Origin of the sequence: Paraburkholderia lebeckiae (assembly GCF_050436225.1) — a bacterium.
Taxonomy (GTDB): domain Bacteria; phylum Pseudomonadota; class Gammaproteobacteria; order Burkholderiales; family Burkholderiaceae; genus Paraburkholderia; species Paraburkholderia tuberum.
Genome location: NZ_JBNDLU010000003.1, coordinates 728,461 through 747,727, shown reverse-complemented (window position 1 = coordinate 747,727; position 19,267 = coordinate 728,461). Strand labels below are relative to the sequence as shown.

The 19,267-nt window shown below is 66.1% G+C and carries 15 protein-coding genes and 1 pseudogene; 5 read left to right on the top strand and 11 right to left on the bottom strand.

Features of this window, described 5'->3' with window-relative positions:
• Positions 1–41 precede the first annotated feature (41 nt).
• Positions 42–2,087: a protein-L-isoaspartate(D-aspartate) O-methyltransferase gene (locus OKW45_RS38170; RefSeq protein ID WP_429473855.1), complete on the bottom strand. Its 2,046-nt coding sequence runs from the start codon at positions 2,085–2,087 to the stop codon at positions 42–44.
• Positions 2,088–2,420: 333 nt separating this feature from the next.
• Here OKW45_RS38170 and OKW45_RS38165 point away from each other — a divergent pair, with 333 nt between their 5' ends.
• Together OKW45_RS38165 and nadE are read left to right on the top strand one after the other, a co-directional pair.
• Positions 2,421–2,945 carry a CinA family protein gene (locus OKW45_RS38165; RefSeq protein ID WP_429473854.1) on the top strand — a complete coding sequence of 175 codons (525 nt, stop codon included), beginning with the start codon at positions 2,421–2,423 and terminating at the stop codon, positions 2,943–2,945.
• Positions 2,946–2,959: 14 nt separating this feature from the next.
• The gene (gene nadE, locus OKW45_RS38160) at positions 2,960–3,820 is read left to right on the top strand and encodes an NAD(+) synthase (RefSeq protein WP_429473853.1); all 861 of its coding nucleotides are present in this window, start codon (positions 2,960–2,962) and stop codon (positions 3,818–3,820) included.
• Positions 3,821–3,835: 15 nt separating this feature from the next.
• Here the strand turns inward: nadE and OKW45_RS38155 are convergent, their stop codons facing one another.
• From OKW45_RS38155 to OKW45_RS38115, 9 genes and pseudogenes are all read right to left on the bottom strand, one after another.
• Positions 3,836–4,114, bottom strand: a complete 279-nt coding sequence (locus OKW45_RS38155) for a DUF2934 domain-containing protein (RefSeq protein ID WP_429473852.1) — start codon at positions 4,112–4,114, stop codon at positions 3,836–3,838.
• Positions 4,115–4,222: 108 nt separating this feature from the next.
• Positions 4,223–5,584 carry a c-type cytochrome gene (locus tag OKW45_RS38150; RefSeq protein WP_429473851.1) on the bottom strand — a complete coding sequence of 454 codons (1,362 nt, stop codon included), beginning with the start codon at positions 5,582–5,584 and terminating at the stop codon, positions 4,223–4,225.
• Positions 5,581–6,531 carry a cytochrome c oxidase assembly protein gene (locus tag OKW45_RS38145; RefSeq protein ID WP_429474045.1) on the bottom strand — a complete coding sequence of 317 codons (951 nt, stop codon included), beginning with the start codon at positions 6,529–6,531 and terminating at the stop codon, positions 5,581–5,583. Before OKW45_RS38145 ends, OKW45_RS38150 begins: the two co-directional genes overlap by 4 nt.
• Positions 6,528–6,857 carry a hypothetical protein gene (locus OKW45_RS38140; RefSeq protein WP_429473850.1) on the bottom strand — a complete coding sequence of 110 codons (330 nt, stop codon included), beginning with the start codon at positions 6,855–6,857 and terminating at the stop codon, positions 6,528–6,530. The genes OKW45_RS38145 and OKW45_RS38140 overlap by 4 nt, the downstream gene beginning before the upstream one ends.
• Positions 6,858–6,871: 14 nt before the next feature.
• Positions 6,872–9,499 carry a cytochrome c oxidase subunit I gene (gene ctaD / locus OKW45_RS38135; protein ID WP_429473849.1) on the bottom strand — a complete coding sequence of 876 codons (2,628 nt, stop codon included), beginning with the start codon at positions 9,497–9,499 and terminating at the stop codon, positions 6,872–6,874.
• A complete protein-coding gene (gene coxB, locus OKW45_RS38130; RefSeq protein WP_429473848.1) occupies positions 9,496–10,602 on the bottom strand; it encodes a cytochrome c oxidase subunit II in 1,107 nt (368 codons plus the stop codon). Before coxB ends, ctaD begins: the two co-directional genes overlap by 4 nt.
• Positions 10,603–10,938: 336 nt before the next feature.
• Positions 10,939–11,211 (bottom strand): DUF6723 family protein, encoded by a 273-nt coding sequence (locus OKW45_RS38125; RefSeq protein ID WP_184011565.1) that lies wholly within the window; start codon positions 11,209–11,211, stop codon positions 10,939–10,941.
• A 181-nt stretch (positions 11,212–11,392) separates the two neighbouring features.
• Positions 11,393–11,632 (bottom strand): annotated as a pseudogene (locus tag OKW45_RS38120) (alcohol dehydrogenase catalytic domain-containing protein); the annotation flags it as partial.
• A 35-nt stretch (positions 11,633–11,667) separates the two neighbouring features.
• Positions 11,668–12,231, bottom strand: a complete 564-nt coding sequence (locus OKW45_RS38115) for a hemerythrin domain-containing protein (protein ID WP_429473847.1) — start codon at positions 12,229–12,231, stop codon at positions 11,668–11,670.
• Positions 12,232–12,370: 139 nt separating this feature from the next.
• On the opposite strand from OKW45_RS38115, the gene OKW45_RS38110 reads away from it, so the two are divergent.
• A complete protein-coding gene (locus tag OKW45_RS38110; protein WP_429473846.1) occupies positions 12,371–13,450 on the top strand; it encodes a glycosyltransferase family 4 protein in 1,080 nt (359 codons plus the stop codon).
• Positions 13,451–13,628: 178 nt separating this feature from the next.
• On the opposite strand, the gene OKW45_RS38105 is transcribed toward OKW45_RS38110, so the two are convergent.
• Positions 13,629–13,775, bottom strand: a complete 147-nt coding sequence (locus tag OKW45_RS38105) for a chemotaxis protein CheB (protein WP_429473845.1) — start codon at positions 13,773–13,775, stop codon at positions 13,629–13,631.
• Between the two features lie 191 nt (positions 13,776–13,966).
• On the opposite strand from OKW45_RS38105, the gene OKW45_RS38100 reads away from it, so the two are divergent.
• Together OKW45_RS38100 and OKW45_RS38095 are read left to right on the top strand one after the other, a co-directional pair.
• Complete coding sequence (locus OKW45_RS38100) at positions 13,967–14,956, top strand: chemotaxis protein CheB (RefSeq protein ID WP_429473844.1); 990 nt, start codon at positions 13,967–13,969, stop codon at positions 14,954–14,956.
• A gap of 104 nt (positions 14,957–15,060) precedes the next feature.
• Positions 15,061–19,143, top strand: a complete 4,083-nt coding sequence (locus OKW45_RS38095; RefSeq protein ID WP_429473843.1) for a CheR family methyltransferase — start codon at positions 15,061–15,063, stop codon at positions 19,141–19,143.
• The last annotated feature ends 124 nt before the right edge of the window (positions 19,144–19,267 follow it).

Here is a 19,267-nt window from a genome sequence, read left to right as displayed (position 1 = left end):
AGCCGCGTTCCTCGCCTGAGGCGCGAGCGTGCCGAGCGCCCTCATACACCGAACGGAAAAGTCTCCGCCGCGTGGTTTTTCTCGTCGGCGGAAACGGGCAGCGCGGTCACCGCGCTCGTGCGATCGAACCACACGAACGCGTCGAACTGCTCGGCCAGCGACGCCTCCGCGTAGTGGCTATAGCGCTCGGTGTCGGGCCGATAGAGGACGCCGATGAAGCGCTCGAGCAGCGGCGCGCGCAGCCGATCGCGCAGCGCGTCGTGCACGCCGGGCCGCAGGTCGAGCAGGAAGCGCGTGAGACCCGTGCCGTGCATGCTGAATTCGACGCTGCCATCGAGCGATGGCTGCACGGTTTTGACCTCCATCGGTCCGCCCCAGTCGCTCGCCGCGGCGACCGTGCCGCTGTGCGTGCCAAACCCGATCAGCGCCGCCGCGTCGCCGAACTGCGCGCGACACAGCTGGCCGAGATTGATCTCGTCCTGCACGCGGCCCATCTGCGTGGCGCTCGCGTCGCCGATATGCGAGTTGTGCGCCCACACGACCAGACGCGCCTGCGGCCCGTGGCTGTCGAGCGTATGACGCAGCGTGTCGAACATATGCGTGTCGCGCAGATTCCAGCTTTGCGGTCCGCCGTAGTACATCGCGCGATAGTAGTGCTCGGCGACCGCCACGAGCCGCGCATTCTGCGCCGCGTCGAGGAAGCGCTCACCGTCTTCGCGCGCATAGTCGAGCCGACTTTTCAGCAGATCGCCGAGCTGCGCGACCACGTGCTCTTCGCACTGCGCGTAGCCGCCGCTCAACGCGGCGCGTCCGTACACGGCCGGATCTTTCTGCCACGGACTGAGGCACCCATAACGCTCGCGAGCGATGCGCGCCGCGGCCGGGTCGACGCTGTCGAGATAGCGCAATACCGCGTCGATCGATTCGGACAGGCTGTAGATATCGAGCCCGTAAAAGCGCGTTTCGCGCTCGCGGTGCGCGGCGTTGTGCGAGCGCAGCCACGCGACGAAGCCCATGAAGTCGGTGTTGCGCCACATCCAGGTCGGAAAGCGGCGAAACGGTCGGGACCGCTCGCCGGGCATCGGCCGATCGCGCACATGCCGGTCGATGATCGCGGCGTCGGGCCAGTCGGCCTCGACCGCGATCATCGAAAAGCCGTGCTGCTCGACGAGGCGTCGCGTGATTGCGGCGCGCGCGCGATAGAACTCCGAGGTGCCGTGACTGGCCTCGCCGAGCAGCACGACGCGCCGCCCGGCGAAGCGGTCGAAATACGCCGCGAATTCCGCTGAATCGATGTCGGGCAACGGTTCGGCCGCGTTGCGAAGCGCGACTTCGAGCGCGGCCGGCATAGGCGCGGCCGGCATAGGCGGGGCCGGCGTAGGCGCGAGCGGGGTCGGCGTGGGCGTGGGCCGCAAATCCGCGCGCGGCGCGCTGCCCGGCTCCGGCCAGCCATCGTCGCCGACGAGCGGCACGAAGCGCACTTCACCGAACGCATGTTCGTCGTAGTCGTGTTCGTCGAGCCGCACGATCTTCACGAGCCGCTGACGGCTCGGACTGCTGCCGACCGGCATCACGAGCCGTCCGCCGACGGCGAGTTGCATGCGCAGCGCTCGCGGCACACGCGGTCCGCCCGCCGCCGCAATGATCGCGTTATAGGGCGCATGCTCGGCAAGACCTGCCGTGCCGTCGCCGACATGCACTTCGACGTTCTCGTAGCCGAGCCGCTGCAAGCGCTCGCGCGCGCCCTCGGCGAGGCTCGCGTCTCGTTCGATCGAATCCACCCGGCCCGCGATCTCCGCGGCGATCGCGGCCGCATAGCCGGAGCCCGTGCCAATGTCGAGCACGCGATCGCCGGGCTGCAACTCGGCGGCCGCGAGCATCTTCGCGACGATGTACGGCTGCGAGATCGACTGCTCGCCGCCGATCGGCAGCGGCGTATCGTCATACGCGAATTCGTGCAGATCGGAGGGCACGAACGCCTCGCGCGGCACGCGCCGCATCGCCTCGATCACGTAGTCGTCGCGCACGCCGCGTTGCACGATCTGCCGTTCGACCATCCATGCGCGCGCTTCGTCGAAATCGCTCATCGCCGCCTCCTCGCGAATGCGCGGCGCTCCGCGCGCTCCGCACTTGCCACGGGGCGGCGCGCGAGTGCACTGCTCTTCCACGCTTCAGCAACGAGCATACCGCCAGCGGGGACCGGTGGCGATGCGCGAAACGTGAAGCGCGCGCTACGGCTTCATCACGACCTTGACGCAGCCATCCTCCTTCTCGCGCCCGTCATCGCCCGAGCAACGCACGTGCCGCCGTCACGCGCCCGCGCTCCGCGAGCGCGGACCGATATTTGCTGCGGTTCCGGCGCGAGCGCTTGAGCGAACAAAACGCCGGTCCGATTCCATCGCACGACAAGGGCGAAAATCATGAACATTCCCATGCAGGTCGTATCCTTCCTCAGCTCGCGAGGTCTGAAGCTCGCGACCGCCGAATCCTGCACCGGCGGCCAGATCGCGTCATATCTGGCGAGCGTGCCAGGCAGCGGCGCATGTCTCGACGTCGGCTTCGTCAGCTACTCGCCATCGGGCAAAGCAGGGTTTCTCGGCGTGCGGCAAAGCACGATGAAGCAATACGGACTCACCAGCGAAGCGGTCGCGCGCGAAATGGCCGAGGGCGCGTTGCGCCAGGAAGGCTGCTGCGCGGACATCGCGGTATCGAACACGGGGCTCGCCGATGGCGGCGCGCATGGCGGCTCGGATGACGATCCGCCGCAGGGCACGCAATGCTTCGCGTGGGCGTTCCGGCGTCCGGGCGATCAGTTCGTCACGTTCGCCGAGACGCGGCGCTTTTTGGGCGACCGCAACGACGTGCGTTCGGCCGCCGCGCTGTATGCGCTGTCGCGCGTCGAGCATTACTTCGATCAACTCCCGCGCATCCAGCGGGACCACTGAAGAGAGACCGAACGATGAATCTGCAATCTTCCTTCGACGCCAACGCCTGGCAACAGGCAGTGATTGACGAACTCGGCGTCGAGCGTGACTTCGACGTGGCCCGCGAACGCGAGCGGCGTGTCGCGTTCCTCGGCGACTACCTGGCGTCGCAAGGCCTGCGTACCTATGTGCTGGGCATTAGCGGCGGCGTCGATTCGTCGACTGCGGGGCGCCTCGCGCAGCTTGCCGTCGAACGTCTGCGCGCCGGCGGCTATGAAGCCCGTTTCGTCGCGGTGCGTCTGCCGTTCGGCAGCCAGCGCGACGAAGAGGACGCCGCGGCCGCACTCGCGTTCATCCGTCCGGACGAAACGCTGACGGTCAATATCAAGGAGCCCGCCGAAGCGATGCTGTCTTCGCTCAAACGCGGCAACGTGCAGTACGTCGACGACTTTCAGGAAGACTTCGTGCTCGGCAACATCAAGGCGCGGCAACGCATGATCGCGCAATACGCGATTGCGGGCGCGCGGGTCGGCGTGGTGATAGGCACCGACCACGCGGCCGAATCGCTGATGGGCTTCTTCACGAAGTTCGGCGACGGCGGCGCCGATATCCTGCCGCTCGCCGGCCTGACGAAGCGCCGCGTGCGCGCGCTCGCGCATGCGCTCGGCGCATCGGAGCGGCTCGTCAACAAGGTGCCGACCGCGGACCTCGAATCGCTGACGCCGCAGAAGCCGGACGAGGACAGCTACGGCATCAGCTACCAGGACATCGACGACTTCCTCGAAGGCAAGCCCGTCAGTGAAGAAGTCTTGACCACGATCCGCCGCTTTTACATGGCGACGCGCCACAAGCGCGCGCTGCCGGTGGCTCCGACGCCATCGTCGGCGTCGGTGTGAAAGCGCGGCGCCCGCTCATCCGGCGCGCGGACGTTTGGCGCGCTTCGGCGGTTCGATGTCCTCGCCGGGCATTTCCTGCAGTTGCTGTTCGGGCGCGATGCGCGAGCCGCGGTCGCGATCGGCGGACTGATCGGTCGGCTCCTGCGGCGCGGCAGCCTCATCGACCTCGCCTTCCGCCTCGATCTGCCGGCGCGCTTCTTCCCAATGGTCGTCGGCCCTGCCTTCCGGCGACGGATCGTTTTCCCAGATTTGATACGCCCGCGTGCGGATGCGGGCTTCGAGTTCCTTGTCCATGTGTCTCTCCGTGAGCGTGAGCGATGCAATACGGCGCCACGCGCGCCGTGCCCGAATGACGGCGAGCGACAGGCGAGCAAGCGTTGTTCCGCGCGGCGGCGTGTGCTGCTATTTGTGCAGCTCGTTTCGCAGCGTCGCGACGTCGTTGGCGGTGACGGACTGCGCGTTGTTGCCCCAGGCGCTGCGGATATACGTCAACACCTGCGCGATCTCGACGACGGCGAGGGTCGCCGCGAACGGCGGCATCGACTGACGTGACGGACCGCTTCGCGTCGCCGGGCTGTTGCCGCCTTCGATGAGCAGCCGGATCAGCGACGTGGTGTCTTCCGCGATCACCGAAGGGTTGCCCGCGAGCGCCGGGAACACGTTCGGCACGCCGCGCCCATCCGCGTGATGGCAGCTTGCGCAAAAAGACTGGTAGACGTTGAAGCCGACGCTCAGCGAGTCGGGCACGCGGCTGCCGTTCACGCTGGTACGCGCTGGATCGGCGCCGTGCGTATAGGTGCCCGACGGCTGTTGCGCGGGCAGCGACTTCAGGTAATGCGCGATTGCATGCAGATCGTCGTCGGTCAGATACTGCGTGCTGTCCTCGACCTGTTCGACCATGCTGCCGTACGCGATGACGCCCGCGCCGTGGCCGGTCTTCAGGAACGCGGCGATGTCCGCGGCGGTGAGCCGGCCGAGTCCTGAGCCCATGTCGCCGGTCAGGTTTGGCGCGAACCAGTGATCGTTGACGCCGCCCACCAGATAGTCGCTCGACGACTCGTCGAGGCCTTTTTCCTGGTAGAACTTGCCGCGCGGCGTATGGCACGCGCCGCAATGTCCCGGGCCTTGCACCAGATACGCGCCGCGATTCCACATCGCGTCGCTTTGCGGACGCGGCACGTATGGCTGCGACGGCACGAAGACCATCTGCCAGAAGCGCAGCGCCCAGCGCTGGTTGAACGGAAACGCGACGTCCGAGCGCGGGGTCGGTTTCGCGACCGGCGCGATGCCGTGCAGCATGTATAGGTAAAGCGCGTGCACGTCCTCGTCGCTGAGCTTCGAGAACGACACGTATGGCATCGCCGGATAGAGCCGCTTGCCGCCGCGCGCGACACCTTCGCGCAGCGCGCGCTCGAAGTCCTGGTACGTGTAGCGGCCGATGCCGTACTGCGGGTCCGGCGTGATATTGCTCGACACGATCGTGCCGAACGGCGAACCCATGCCAAGGCCGCCCGCAAACGGCGCGCCGCCCTGCGGCGCGGTGTGGCAGCCGGCGCAATCGGCGACTTTCGCCAGGTACTCGCCACGCGCGAGCTGGGACGGCTCGATGCTCGCCGCGTCGCCCGAAGCCTGCGCGTCAGTGCTCGCCGCCGACGCATCCGCCGCGGTCGATCCACCGGTGAATGCGCTCGCCGACAACCCGACGCACACCGCGAGCAACGCACCCGCTGCCGCCGCTCGCGCCGCGGCGTGCCTTCGCATCATCGCGCGCCCTCCCCGCGGGCCCGCGCCGCGTCGTACGTCAATGCCGGCTGCCGGTCCGCGCGGCTCAGCCAGCGCGCCGCGACGAGCAGCCCCCCAGCCAGATAGGCCATCGCGCCCGGCACCCACATGATCAGTCCGCCCAGTTGCTGATCGTGCAGGGGATCGATGCCCAACGCCGCGCACGGCTCGATATACGACGGATACCAGAGGCCCGGCGCAAGCGTGATCAGCGCGCCGAGCGCACTCGTGTGAACCATCGTCGTGAACAGCGACAGCATCGCGTGGCCGCCGTTGCCGCGGCGGGCGCCGTCGCCTGTCACGGTCCACCAGAAGATCAGCGCACTCAGCAAAAAGCTGGCGTGCTGCAATGTATGCACGGTTGGATGCGCAAGCGCGGCCTCGAACAACGTCGGCGCATGCCACGCCCATAAAGCGGCGGCGTGCAGCACCCACGCGACCAGCGGCGCGGTCAGCCAGCGCCACGCGCGCGCGAACGGGCGAGCGCGCACCGCCCGCCCGACCGCCAGACGCGCGCGCCGCGGCAGCGCCCACATCCATACGGCAAGCGGACGCCCCGCCACGCACAGCGGCGCCGCGATCAGCATCATCGATTCGTGCTGCACCATGTGCGCGGAAAACAGCGCCCCGGACAACGTATCGAGCGGCGACATCAACGCGAGCACCAGCGCGCTCCAACCGCCGGCGAAGGCCAGCAGATGCAGCGTGCGCGCGCCGACCCAGCGCCGCCGCGCGCGCGAGCGGCGCCGCAGCCGCGCATAGCCGATCAGATACGCGCCGATGCTGAGCGCCAGCAACGCGACGACCCACGGTTCGAAGCTCCAGCCGAACGACAAGGTCGCGCGATCGGCGTCGGACAGCACATGCGCGGCGGCCGTCGTGCTGGGCAGCCAGGCCAGGCATGCGGCCCAATGGATGTGCCGGGTCATCGGCAAGCGGGCAGCAGCCATTGCGGGATCCACATCGCGAGTTGCACGAGCGCGGACAGCGCGCCGACGATCATCGCCATCAGCGCGAAAAAGCCGGCGCGCGCGTCGCGTCGCGCATAGGCGGGCTCGCCGAGCGAGCGTTCGGCACGCCAGCGTCCGTATGCGAGCCACGCGGCAAACGCGCAGAACGCGAACGCCGCCGCGCTGACCGCGTGCATCGGCCATGCGGCGCCGCTCGCGCAGGCGAGCCGGATCAGCGCATAGTCGATGCTCTGGGTGGCGAGCACCGCCGTTGGTGCCGCGAGCAATCCTAGCCAGATATCCATCGGCACCTCACGAATCACCCATGCATGCGCGGCGCAACGTACAGCACCGCATAGATCGGCAGCCAGCTCAACACGACGAAGTACCAGTAGATCGCGTTTTCGCTGGTGTCGAGCAGCCGTTTGCCCTCGAACGGACCGGTCTTCAGCAGTAGCGCGAGCACGGCTGAATCGACGGTATCGGTCACGAGGTGCGTGGTATGCAGCCCGAGCAGCAGCCACACGATCGAGCCATATGCATTCGCGTACCACATCACATTCAGCGCCGTGAACTCGAAGCCGCGCAGCACGAGGAATGCCAGCGCGAACGCGAGACACACGCTGAGCCACAAGCACGCGCCAGCGCGTTCGCCACGCTCCGCCGCGCGCTTCGCGAGCTGGTTCGGCGCGAGGCTCAGCAGCAGGATGGCCGTGTTCAGCGTGCCCCACAGCAGAGCGGGCGGCGGCGCGTGCAGCGGCCACGCCGCGTTCACGCCGCGCAGATAAAAGTACATCGCGACCGCGATCGCGAACACAGTGCCTTCGATCGCCATCAGACCGGCGGTCGCCCACCACATCGGGCTGCGATGGCTGAAGTCGAAGCTCGGCAACGCGCGCACGTCGAGGGTCGAGACGGTGCCCGCCGGCGCGTCGTCGGACTCGGCAAGCGTGCGGATTTGCGGCGTTTCGTGCTGCGCCGTACCGCCGCGTGGCGACGGCCAGCGTTCGAGCGCGCGCGCCAGCGCATTGCTCGCGCGCGTTGGCCAGAACCACGCGATCATCGCCGCGGCGACCGGCACGGTGCCCCACCATACGGCCGTCGGCGTGAAGATCGAACCGATAAAGAAGATCGTCGTCGCGACAGCGCTCACAAACGGCCAGATCGACGGCGTCGGAAACAGCGGGCGGGTTTCGGCGATCGCATCGAGCGCGCTCGTCGTCAGCACCTCGCGCGCGCCGGCCGTGAGACCCGACACCGACGCCGGCTGCCGCGACGGCTCCCACAGCGGATGGCGGCCATGCACGATCGGCAGCACGTCGAAATTGTGTGGCGGCGGCGGGCTCGGCGTGCTCCATTCGAGCGTGCCGCCGCCCCACGGATCGGCCGACGCAGCAGCGCCCCGCCGGCGGCTGCGCGCCACATTGACAAGGAACAGCAAGACGCCGACGCCCATCAGATACGCGCCGAGTGTCGCACTCAAATTCATCGGCCCCCAGCCGAGCCCGGCGGGATAAGTCCAGATGCGCCGCGTCATGCCATGCAGGCCGAGCCAGTGCATCGGGAAGAACGTCACGTTGAAGCCGATGAAGAACAGCCAGAAATGCCAGCGCCCGAGGCGCTCGCCGAGCATGCGTCCGGTGATCTTCGGAAACCAGTAGTAGAACGCGCCGAACAGCGGAAACACCGCGCCGCCTATCAGCACGTAGTGCAGATGCGCGACCACGAAGTAGGTGTCATGCACCTGCAGATCCAGCGCGACCGAGCCGAGCATGATGCCGGTCATGCCGCCCAGCACCAGGATGAAGAAGAACGCGAGCACGAACAGCAGCGGCGTGCGGAGCCTGAGCTTGCCGGTCAGCAGTGTCGCGAGCCAGCAATAGATCTGAATGCCCGACGGTACCGCGATCAGCACGCTTGCCGCCGTGAAGAAGCTCTTGCCCAGTTCGGGCACCGTGGTCGCGAACATGTGATGCACCCAGAGTCCGAACGCAAGGAACGCGGTCGCGATCAGCGCGAGCACCATCGCCGGATAGCCGACCACCGGCCGGCGCGAAAAGGTCTCGATGATCGACGACATGAAGCCGAGTGCCGGGATGAAGATCAAATACACCTCCGGGTGTCCGAAGAACCAGAACAGGTGCTGCCACAGCAGCACGTCGCCGCCGAGCGACGGGTTGTAAAACTGCGTGCTGACCAACCGGTCCAGAATCAGCGCGGTACTCGCGAGCATGACCGCGGGCATCGCGAACAGCACCATGAACTGCGTGACGAGCGTCGCCCATGCGAACAGCGGCAGCCGGTTCAGCGACATGCCGGGCGCGCGCATTTTCAGAATGGTCGTGATCAGCACGATCGCTTCGAGCAGCGCGGACAGCTCGGTGAACGTGATCATCTGCGCCCAGATATCGGAGCCTTTGCCCGTCGCATAGTCCGGGCCGGCCAGCGGCACGTAGCTGAACCAGCCCGAGCGCGGCCCCGCGCCCATCGCGAACGCAATGTAGAGCGTCAGTCCGCCGAACAGGAACACCCAGTACGCGTACGCATTCATGCGCGGAAATGCGACGCTGCGCGCGCCGATCATCAACGGAATCAAGTATCCGGCGACCGCCTGCATCACCGGCACGGCGAACAGGAACATCATCGTCGTGCCGTGCATCGTGAACAGCTGGTCGTAGAAGTCGGGACCGACCACGTGGTTGTTCGGCCGCGCGAGCTGCGTGCGCATCGCGAGCGCGAGCAACCCCGCGAGCAGGAAGAACACGAACGTCGTGACGATGAAGCGCCGCGCGATCGTCTTGTGGTTGATTGCGGACAACCAGCCAATCACGCCCGGCGGATCGCGCCACGTGTCGGCGAGCAGCGCGCGCGTATCGGCGGGCGCGTGGGGGCCGTCCTTGATCGCGAGGTCGACGTGCAAGGCGGACGGGCGTTCGAGCGTGCTCATCGTAGGGATCCGAGCCAGGCGACCAGCGCTTGCCGGTCGGATGCGGGGAGCGGCACGGCCGGCATCGTCGTGCCCGGCTTCAGCGCGTTCGGATCGCGGATCCACGCCGCGAGGTTCTGCTGCGTGTTCGGCAGCACGCCCGCGGCGATCGTCTGCCGGCTCATCAGGTGCGTGAGGTCTGGGCCGAGCGTGCCCTGCGCCGACGTGCCGCGCACGGTGTGGCAGTTTGCGCAGCTCGACTGCTCGAAGATCTGCAGGCCGCGTCGAGCGACCGCGTCGGTCGGACTGAGCGCCGCCGTCACGGCGGGCGTGGCCTGCTGCGTGCGCCAGTGCGCATAATGTTCGGGCGTGTCGGCGGTCACGAACATCGCCATCCATGCGTGCTCGGCACCGCAATATTCGGCGCACTGGCCGCGATAGACGCCGGGTTGGTCGACGCGGAATTCGATCGTCGAATCGATGCCCGGCAGCATGTCCTTCTTGCCGTGCAGATTGGGCATCCAGAAGCTGTGGATCACATCGCTCGTCTTCAGCGCGATGACGACTGGCCGCCCCGCGGGCACGTGAAATTCATTCGCGGTCGAGAAGCCCGGCTGTTGCGCATCGCCAGGATAGTCGACTTTCCACCACCACTGCTCGCCGGTGACTTCGAGATGCAACGCGTCGTCGACCGGCAAGCGTGACAGCGCGCGATCCGTCAATACGTCGGCGACGATCAGCCCCAACAGCAGCGCCACCGACGCGACGCTGACGACGGCGACCGCGCGCTGCGTGCCGCGTTCGCGCGGCTGCGCGAGTGACGCGTGCTCGACACCTTGCGCATTGTCGCCAGTATTGCCGCTCCTATCGGTGCGGCGAACCAGCGCAATCAGTGTCGCGAACAGCACTGCCGCGAACACCGCGCCGCACACGATCAACGACAGGTGCCACAGCCGCAGAATGTGCGCGGCCTGCACGCCGGCCGGATGCAGCGCATCCTGCGGCGGTTGCTGTGCGCAGGCGCCGCGTGCCACGCAGGGGAGCAGTATCCGCACGCCGCGCCGCGCGAGGAGCGCAATGCGATGAGAAGCCGTAGGTCCGATTGGTCCAGCGAGATCGATCATTGCGCGACGTTGAAGGCAGGTAAGCCAGTGGTTCGCGTGCAGCACAGCAAGCACCGTTCCAACGACGACAGCTGCAAAGCAACGGCCGATGCTCGACCGGGTGGCCAATCCTGGCATCTCTGGACATTCGAGGGGAGCTGCGATGACCGAGGTCAGAAGGAAGACGGCGGACACGCAGGTCCGCCGTGTGCCGGTCGCGGACTGGCACACGCGTCAGATGGGGATGCAGTCGCCAGGCGATAGCGCGAGGCGCGCCGATGCCGGCGTGTCGTCGACGATCGACGCGATCCGGTCGCCATCGCGGGCGGATCGCTGGGCGCGGCACGGGCCGCGTGCTTACATCTCGGGACAGGCAAGATCGGCCGCGACGATCCGCGCGCCGTATTCCTCGGCGGCGAGCCGCGCTTCCTCGATACTGTCGAACGGACCGACATCGGGTGCGCCATCGAACGGGAATAGTCGGCGGCCGTCCACCTTACGGCTGACCAGTAGGTCGGCATAGAATCGTCCATCGGCGCTGCGTCGCGCGGTGACGAAGATCGAAAAGTCGTCGCGCGACAGGATCGTCGCCGGCGAGTATTGGATCAGTTTCAGCTTTCTCCTGGACATATCGCTCCCTGCCTGCGTTAGGCGATCCTGTTATGCCCTTCTGAAACCGATGTTAATGGAGGTGTAAAAGGGTGCGTTCGTCCATAAGCGTCGACTTATGGACTGCCCTGTCGCGGCGACGCTTCAAACGGATCAGCGCGACTGCCGCGCGCATTTCAAGTCTCCAGCTTTACCTTGATCCACCCCGGCTCGCGCCGGTCGAACTCGCGGTATCGCATTGCGCGATGTCGCCGGCGCGTTCGTACCCGAGAATCGTGCCGGACTCCATCTCGCCGAGCGTGCCGCGCACCATGTGCAGGTCCGTGCCGCAAATCGCGCTCGACGTGAGCCGCACGAGCGCGTCGGCCGGCTGCTGCAACTGCGGGTCCGGCACGTCGTCGAGCCGGAAATCGCCGATGCCGTGAAATACCACTGCCTTCATCATTCACCTGCGATGTTCGATGGCGCTTGCGCCCATCAGGTCTTGTCGCCGACAGCGCGACTGCCCGCCTGATCCAGCCTGGCTTGCAGCGTTTGCTTGCGCGCCGCGATCTTTTCACCGAGCGCGGCGAGATCGCAGCCGGTGCGCCGCAAGGCCGGAAAGAGCTCGCCTTCCTCTTCCTCGACGTGATGACGCACGAGCTCGGACATGACCTTGAACGTCGCGTCGAAGCCTTGGTCGCCCGGCTTCAGCGTCTCGAACTTCGCGATCAGCGTCTTCACCAGAAAATGCTCGACGTAGGCTTCATCGACGTCCAGCTTGTCGTCGTCGGGCAGCGCCTGTTGCGCGGCCGGATACAACAGCTCTTCCTCGATGATCGAGTGCATTGTCAGCTCTTCGCACGCGCGCTGCGCCAGCGCGGCTTTGGCTTCGAGCGTGTCGCGCTCGTCGCCGCGCGATTTGCCGAAAGCGTCGAACAGTTTTTCGACGGCGCGATGATCGGCTTCGAGCAGCGCGAGCGCGTCGGGCGTGCTCGCGGTTTCGCGTGAGGCGGTGGGCTTAGTGTCGTCCGAAGCGGACTGCGTTGCGCGGTCTTTCATGGCGGCTCCTTCAATCGGTCAAGTGCCCTGATCGAGCAAACGCCATACCGCCACCGGTCCCGCGGAGGTACGTCGATTGCTGCGGTGCTGCGGCGCCGCGTGTTGCGCGCTAACCTCTCTTGCCTCTTTTCAACGACCGATGAGAATCGCCCAAATCGCTCCGCTTTACGAAAGCGTGCCGCCGTTCGCGTACGGCGCCACCGAACGCGTCGTGTCGTATCTGACCGAAGAACTGGTCGCGCGCGGCCACGACGTGACGCTCTATGCGAGCGCCGATTCGACGAGCGCCGCGCGGCTCGTGCCGATCTGCCCGCGTGGACTTTGGCGCGACGCGAACGTGTGGGACACGCAAACCCATCACATCAGGCAGCTCGCGCGCGTGATTCGCGACGCGGACCGCTTCGACGTCGTTCATTTTCACGGCGAGCCGCTGCATTTCGCTTGGGCCGAGCGCCTGCCGTGCCGTACGCTGACGACGCTGCACGGCCGTCTCCTGCTGCACGATCATGGCCCGCTGTTTCGCGAATTCGCGCGCGTGCCGGTGGTGTCGATTTCCGCCAGTCAGCGCCACCCCGTGCCGTGGGCGAACTGGCAGGGCACGGTGCATCACGGCCTGCCGCTCGACGAGTTCGAGTTTCAACCGATGGCCGGTTCCTACCTGCTTTTTCTCGGCCGGATGATGCCGGAGAAACGTCCCGATCTCGCGATCGACATCGCCCGGCGCAGCGGCTTGCCATTGAAAATCGCCGCGAAGATTCATCCCGGCGAACGCGACTATTTCCGCGAACGCATCGATCCGCTGTTGCGCCGCTCGAGCGCGTTCACCGAATACCTTGGCGAAGTCGGCGGCCTCGAGCGCCGGCAATTGCTCGAGAACGCGCGCGCGTTGCTGCTGCCCATCGAATGGGACGAGCCGTTCGGCATGGTGATGATCGAGGCGATGGCATGCGGCACGCCGGTGATCGCGTTTCGCCGCGGCGCGGTGCCCGAGTTGCTCGAAGACGGCGTGACCGGCCTGGTCGTCGATAACGTGGACGAGGCCGTGCAAGCTGTTGAGCGCATCGACGGTATCGAGCGCGGCGCGTGCCGCCGCGCGTTCGAGCGCCGCTTCACGGCAACGCGCATGACCAACGACTATCTGATGATCTACGACGCGCTGCTCGCGCTCGACACGAGCGGCCGCCCGCGAGCGACGGGCAGTCAGCCCGCGCCGGTGTAATTGCGTTAACCGGACCGCCCGCGCAGCGCATCGGCGAAGCGCATCGGCGAAGCGCACCATGAGATCGTGCATGGCGCTTTCTCAAGGAATGCGTCGGTGGTGTCGATGCGGAACGGCGGCTGCCGCCGTCGACCGGCATTGTGCGAAAGAGCCCGGCTTCGAGGGTCAGCACGTCGTCTCAACTTGCTACGTAGACGTGAGCCGGCTCGGGACGCTCGCCGTTCTTCGCGGCACACACCGGCAGCGACGTCCACTTGCGGACCAGACTGACGAACTGGGTCGATTCGCCCGGCAGATGATGTTGCACGACATTCGTCATATGCATTGTGCGAGTTTCGCGCGGCGCTTTCGGCCCGCGTGCCTGGATTGTCGCGGAGGCTGAAAACCGCCGTCGCCAAAGAACGTTTCTACCTGCAACGCCCCAAAAAATGCAGCGACGGCATATCGCTTGCTTGTTTGTTTTGACTAACAAGAAAGGTCCGCTTTCACGCCCCGCTTCCACGCCCCGGAGCCCACTTGACCCACCGCGACTTCATCGTAATCGGCACGTCCTCGGGCGGGGTCGATGCGCTGCGTTCGCTTGCTTCGCAGCTTCCCGTCGATATGCCCGCCAGCATCGCCGTCGTGTTGCATATCGGCGCGCATGGCAGCATGCTGCCCGCGCTGCTGAACCAGGCCGGACCGCTACCCGCCAAGCATGCACAGGATGGCGAACATTACGCGCCCGGCAGAATTTACGTGGCGCCGCCCGATCGGCACCTCGTCGTCGAGGATGGGCTACTGCGGCTTCTGCACGGCGCGAAAGAGAACTTCGCGCGCCCGGCGATCGACCCCCTATTTCGCAGTGCGGCCGCGCAGATAGGGCCACGCGCGATCGGCGTGATCCTGACCGGCCTGCTCGACGACGGCACCGCAGGCCTCGAAGCAATCCAGACGTGCGGCGGCGCGACGCTCGTCCAGGACCCGGTCGACGCGTTCGCGAGCGAGATGCCGCAACATGCATCGCCGTTTGCCGATCACGTGCTGCCGCTCGATCAAATGGGGCAATGTTTGGTAAAACTGACCGGCGGCAACGCCAGCGCGACGGGAAAAAGCGGCCGTGCGCGGCGCGAGGCGACCGATCGCATCGTTCTCGAACAAGACGCGTGGCTGGCCGGCACCATGGCATTCGAAGCAATCAGGGGACTCGCCACGCCGTCGACTTTCACATGCCCCGAATGCAACGGCACGCTGTGGCGCATCACCGGATCGCGGGTGATGCGTTATCGCTGTCATACCGGTCATGCGTATTCGGCCGCGTCGCTCGGCGACGGCCGCATGACGGATGCCGAGGACTCATTGCGCAAGGCGCTGCGTGCGCTGCGCGAGCGCGAAATGTTTAGCCGCGAGTTGCGCGACCATTTCGCCAAAACCGGAGATACCGCCGCGCAACAGCGCGAGGAGGATAATGTGCTGCGCGCGAGGCGCGCGGCCGAACTGCTGCAGTCGATGCTGATGGAAAAATGAGTGCAATGCGGGATAATAGCCGTCCGAGCCAGCAAGAAATGGGCTCGTCGCCCTATAAAAATCCACCGCTGGACACTATCCTTTCCATGAAGGGACACGCAGCCATGTCAAAGAAGCGAGGGCAAACTCTGCCTAGCCAGGCACTCTATCCGATCGTCGGCATCGGCGCATCGGCGGGGGGGCTTAACGCGCTGACGGAATTCTTCGAGGCGCTGCCCGCGCACACGTCGATGGCCTTCGTCGTGGTCGTTCACCTGTTGCCGGATCACGAAAGCAATCTGGCCTCACTGCTGCAGAAAGTCACCAGCATGTCCGTGCAGCAGGTCACAGGCCCCACGCCGATCGAATCGGACCACGTCTATCTGGTCGCGCCCTCGTTCGAGATGATCATGGTCGACGGCTACCTGCGCGTCACGCGGAAGCTGCCCGAGGAAGGACGCCGTGCGAGCATCGATCTGTTTTTCCGCACGCTCGCCGAGGCGCACCGCAAACGCGCGATAGGCATCGTGATGTCGGGTGCGGGCTCGGACGGCTCGGTCGGCTTGTCGCGCATCAAGGAAATGGGCGGCATCACGCTCGTGCAGGACCCTTCCGAGGCGGAACACGACAGCATGCCGCGCAGCGCAATCGCGACCGGCATGGCCGACTTCGTGATGACCGCGGCCGAGATGCCGCAACGGCTGATGGATCTGTGGTCCACCGCGCGGGAAATCCATCTGCCGGCCGCGGAGGCGGACGAGCCCGAGGAAGACACGGTCAACGAGTCGGCCGAGCGCGCGTTGCGCGAAATCATGGTGATTCTGCGCACCCGCACCGCACACGATTTCCGGCATTACAAACGGGCCACGGTTCTGCGGCGTATCGAACGCCGGCTGCAAGTCAACGGCATTACCGATCTGCAGGCGTATCGCGATTATCTGCATCTGCACGCTGAAGAAACCCAGGCGCTGTTGCAGGACATGCTGATCAGCGTCACCAATTTCTTCCGCGACAAGGAAGCGTTCGACGTGCTCGAACGTGAAGTGTTGCCGCCCCTGTTCGAAAACCGCGGCGAACAGGACCGCATCCGCGTGTGGTCGGTGGGCTGCGCGACGGGCGAAGAAGCCTATTCGCTGGCGATACTGCTGCAGGAACGCTCGCTGAAGTCGCCCGAGGGCGTGTCTTTTCAGGTATTCGCGACCGACATCGACGAGCGCGCCATTTCTCTCGCGCGCACCGGTGTGTACCCGGACTCGATCTCCGCCGACCTGACGCCGGCGCGCATCCGCCAGTTCTTCACGAGGGACGCCGCGCATTTCCGGATCAAGAAGGAGCTGCGCGAGCACATGCTGTTCGCTCACCATAACGTGCTGAGCGACCCGCCGTTCTCGCGGCTCGACATGATCTGCTGCCGCAACCTGCTGATCTACCTCGACCGCGAAGCGCAGATCGAAATCCTGAAGATGTTCCACTTCGCGCTGCGTCCCGGCGGCGTGCTGTTCCTCGGCAGCTCGGAGTCGGCCGACGGCGTGAGCTCGATGTTCACCGTGGTCGACAAGCGCAACCGCATCTATCGCGCGAACATGGCGGTGCGCAGTGATACGCCGGTGCCGATCGCGATTTCCGGCACGATGAGCTTGCGGCCTGTCGTGACCACGGTGCAGCCGCCGGGGCGCCGGCGCTTTTCGTTCGGCGATCTGCATCAGCGGCTCGTCGAGCAATATGCGCCGCCCAGCGTGCTGGTGAGCCGCGAATCCGAAATCGTTCATCTGTCCGATCGCGCTGGGCGTTTTCTGCAGTATTCCGGCGGCGAGCCTTCGCACAACATCGTGGCGGTCGTGCGTCCGGAACTGCGGCTGGAACTGCGCACCGCGATCTATCAGGCCTTGCACACGAACCGCAGCGTCGAAGCGCGCCGCGTGCGCATCGAGCGCGATGGCCGGTCGTACTTCGTCAACATGACCGCGCGGCCCGTGCACGATCCGGAAGCGAACGCGGACTTCGTGCTGGTGCTGTTCGACGAGGTCGAGGACAGCGTGGCGAACGCCGAAACGGCGCCGGCCGACGTGCAGAAAGACCCGATAATCAGTCAGCTCGAACGGGAACTGCAACGCACGAAGGAACAGTTGCAGTCCACCATCGAGCAGTCGGAAACCTCAACCGAGGAGCTGAAGGCGTCGAACGAGGAATTGCAGGCGATCAACGAGGAACTGCGCTCGGCGACCGAGGAACTCGAAACCAGCAAGGAAGAGCTGCAATCGATCAACGAGGAGTTGACCACGGTCAACGCGGAGCTGAAGTCGAAGGTCGAGGAAACCGGCAAGATCAACGACGACTTGCACAACCTGATCGCCGCGAACGACATCGGCACGATCTTCGTCGACCGCAACATCTGCATCAAACGCTATACGCCGCGCGCAACCGACGTCTTCAGCATCATTCCGTCGGACATCGGCCGCTCGCTGCTCGACATCACGCACCGCCTCGAATACGACAAGCTCGCCGACGACGCGGCCGAGGCATTCGACTCGTTGCGCCTGATCGAACGCGAGCTGAAGAGCAACGACGGGCGCTGGTATCTCGCGCGCTTCGTGCCTTACCGCACGACCGAAGACCGCATCGACGGCGCTGTGCTGTCGTTCATCGACATCACCGGGCGGCGTCAGGCGGAAGACCGGCTGCGCGAAGGCGAGCGGCGCATGCGCATCGTCGCGGAAAGCACGCGCGACTACGCGATCATCACGTTCGACGACAACGGCGTGATCAACAGCTGGAACGCGGGCGCGGAACGGATTTTCGGCTATACGGAAGCCGATATGATCGGCCAGTCCGCCGATATCCTGTACACCGAAGAGGACCGCGCCGACAACGTCGCGCAACGCGAATTCGCCGAAGCGCGTCTGAATGGCCGCGCCGAAGAGGAGCGCTGGCATTTGCGCAAGGACGGCACGCGCTTTTTCGCGAGCGGCGTGCTGTCCCGTCTCGACGAACCGGGCATCAGCGGCTTTGCGCAGATCACGCGCGATCTCGGCGAGTTCGCCACCGACCCGATCTCGGGGCGCGGCACCCACGTCGAATCGCTGCGCGCGGCAAGCGAGCGCGACGCACAGCGGCGCCGCGACGAATTTCTCGCGGTCGTGTCGCACGAGCTCAAGCATCCGCTGAACCTGATTTCGGCGAGCGCCGAGCTGATCGCGCGCGCGCCGGAAACGCGGCAGAATCTGAACGTGTCGCGCGCGACCGATACGATCCGCCGCACCGTGATGGGCCAGGCGCAAATCATCGACGATCTGCTCGACATTTCGCGCGTACGCACCGGCAAGCTGTCGGTCGTGCGCACCGTGGTCGACATGCGCGAGATCGTGCAGCGCGTGTGCAGCGCGGTGCAGGACGATACGGCGCAGCGCGGCGTCGCGTTGAACGTCGACATCACCGATGCGCCTGTGATCATTCACGCGGACCTCACGCGTATCGAGCAGATCGTGTGGAATCTGATCAGCAATGCGCTGAAATTCACGCAGCGCGGTTCGATCCAGGTGTCGTTGCAGGTCAATGATCATGACGAGGCCGTGCTTCGCGTCAGCGATACCGGCATCGGCATCGAGGCGTCGCTGCTGCCGCATATCTTCGAGATGTTCCAGCAGAGCCGCGATCCGGGCTTGCGCCGCGGGGGCCTCGGCATCGGCCTCGCGCTGGTGCGTGATCTGGTCAACCTGCACGGCGGCGCGGTGCGCGCGGAGTCGGACGGCGTCGGCCGCGGCGCGACGTTCACGGTGACGCTGCCCACTCATCGGCTCGCCACCCGCACGGGCGCGGGTATCGAAGTCGTCGCCGAGCCGCTGAAAGGCACGCGCATCCTGATGGTCGACGACGACGCCGCGACCGTCGAAACCTTCAGGCTGCTGCTGGAAAGCGAGGGCGCCGAAGTGCGGACCGCGACGAGCGGCGAGGAAGCGTTGACGATGATCAACGGCAACGCGCCCGATATCATCCTGTCGGACATCGGGATGCCGGGCATGGACGGTATGGAGTTCATCGGCAAGCTGCGCGGCATGCCGACGATGAAGTCCGTGATCTGCGTCGCGGTCAGCGGCTTTGGACAGCAAGCGGACGTCAGTGCGGCCGAACACGCCGGCTTCGACGCGCACCTGAAAAAGCCGGTGGTTCTCGAAGACCTGCTGAGCATTTGCGCGCGACTGCGCGGCTGAACTAGCGGCTTGGCGGGGCGCAACGGGTCTAGCCGTTGCTTTCCGACGACGCATTGCGCGACGCGACCCTCGCGGCAGCGCCTCGATCAGGCACGACGACACGTCCTCCATGCCGACGAACGCG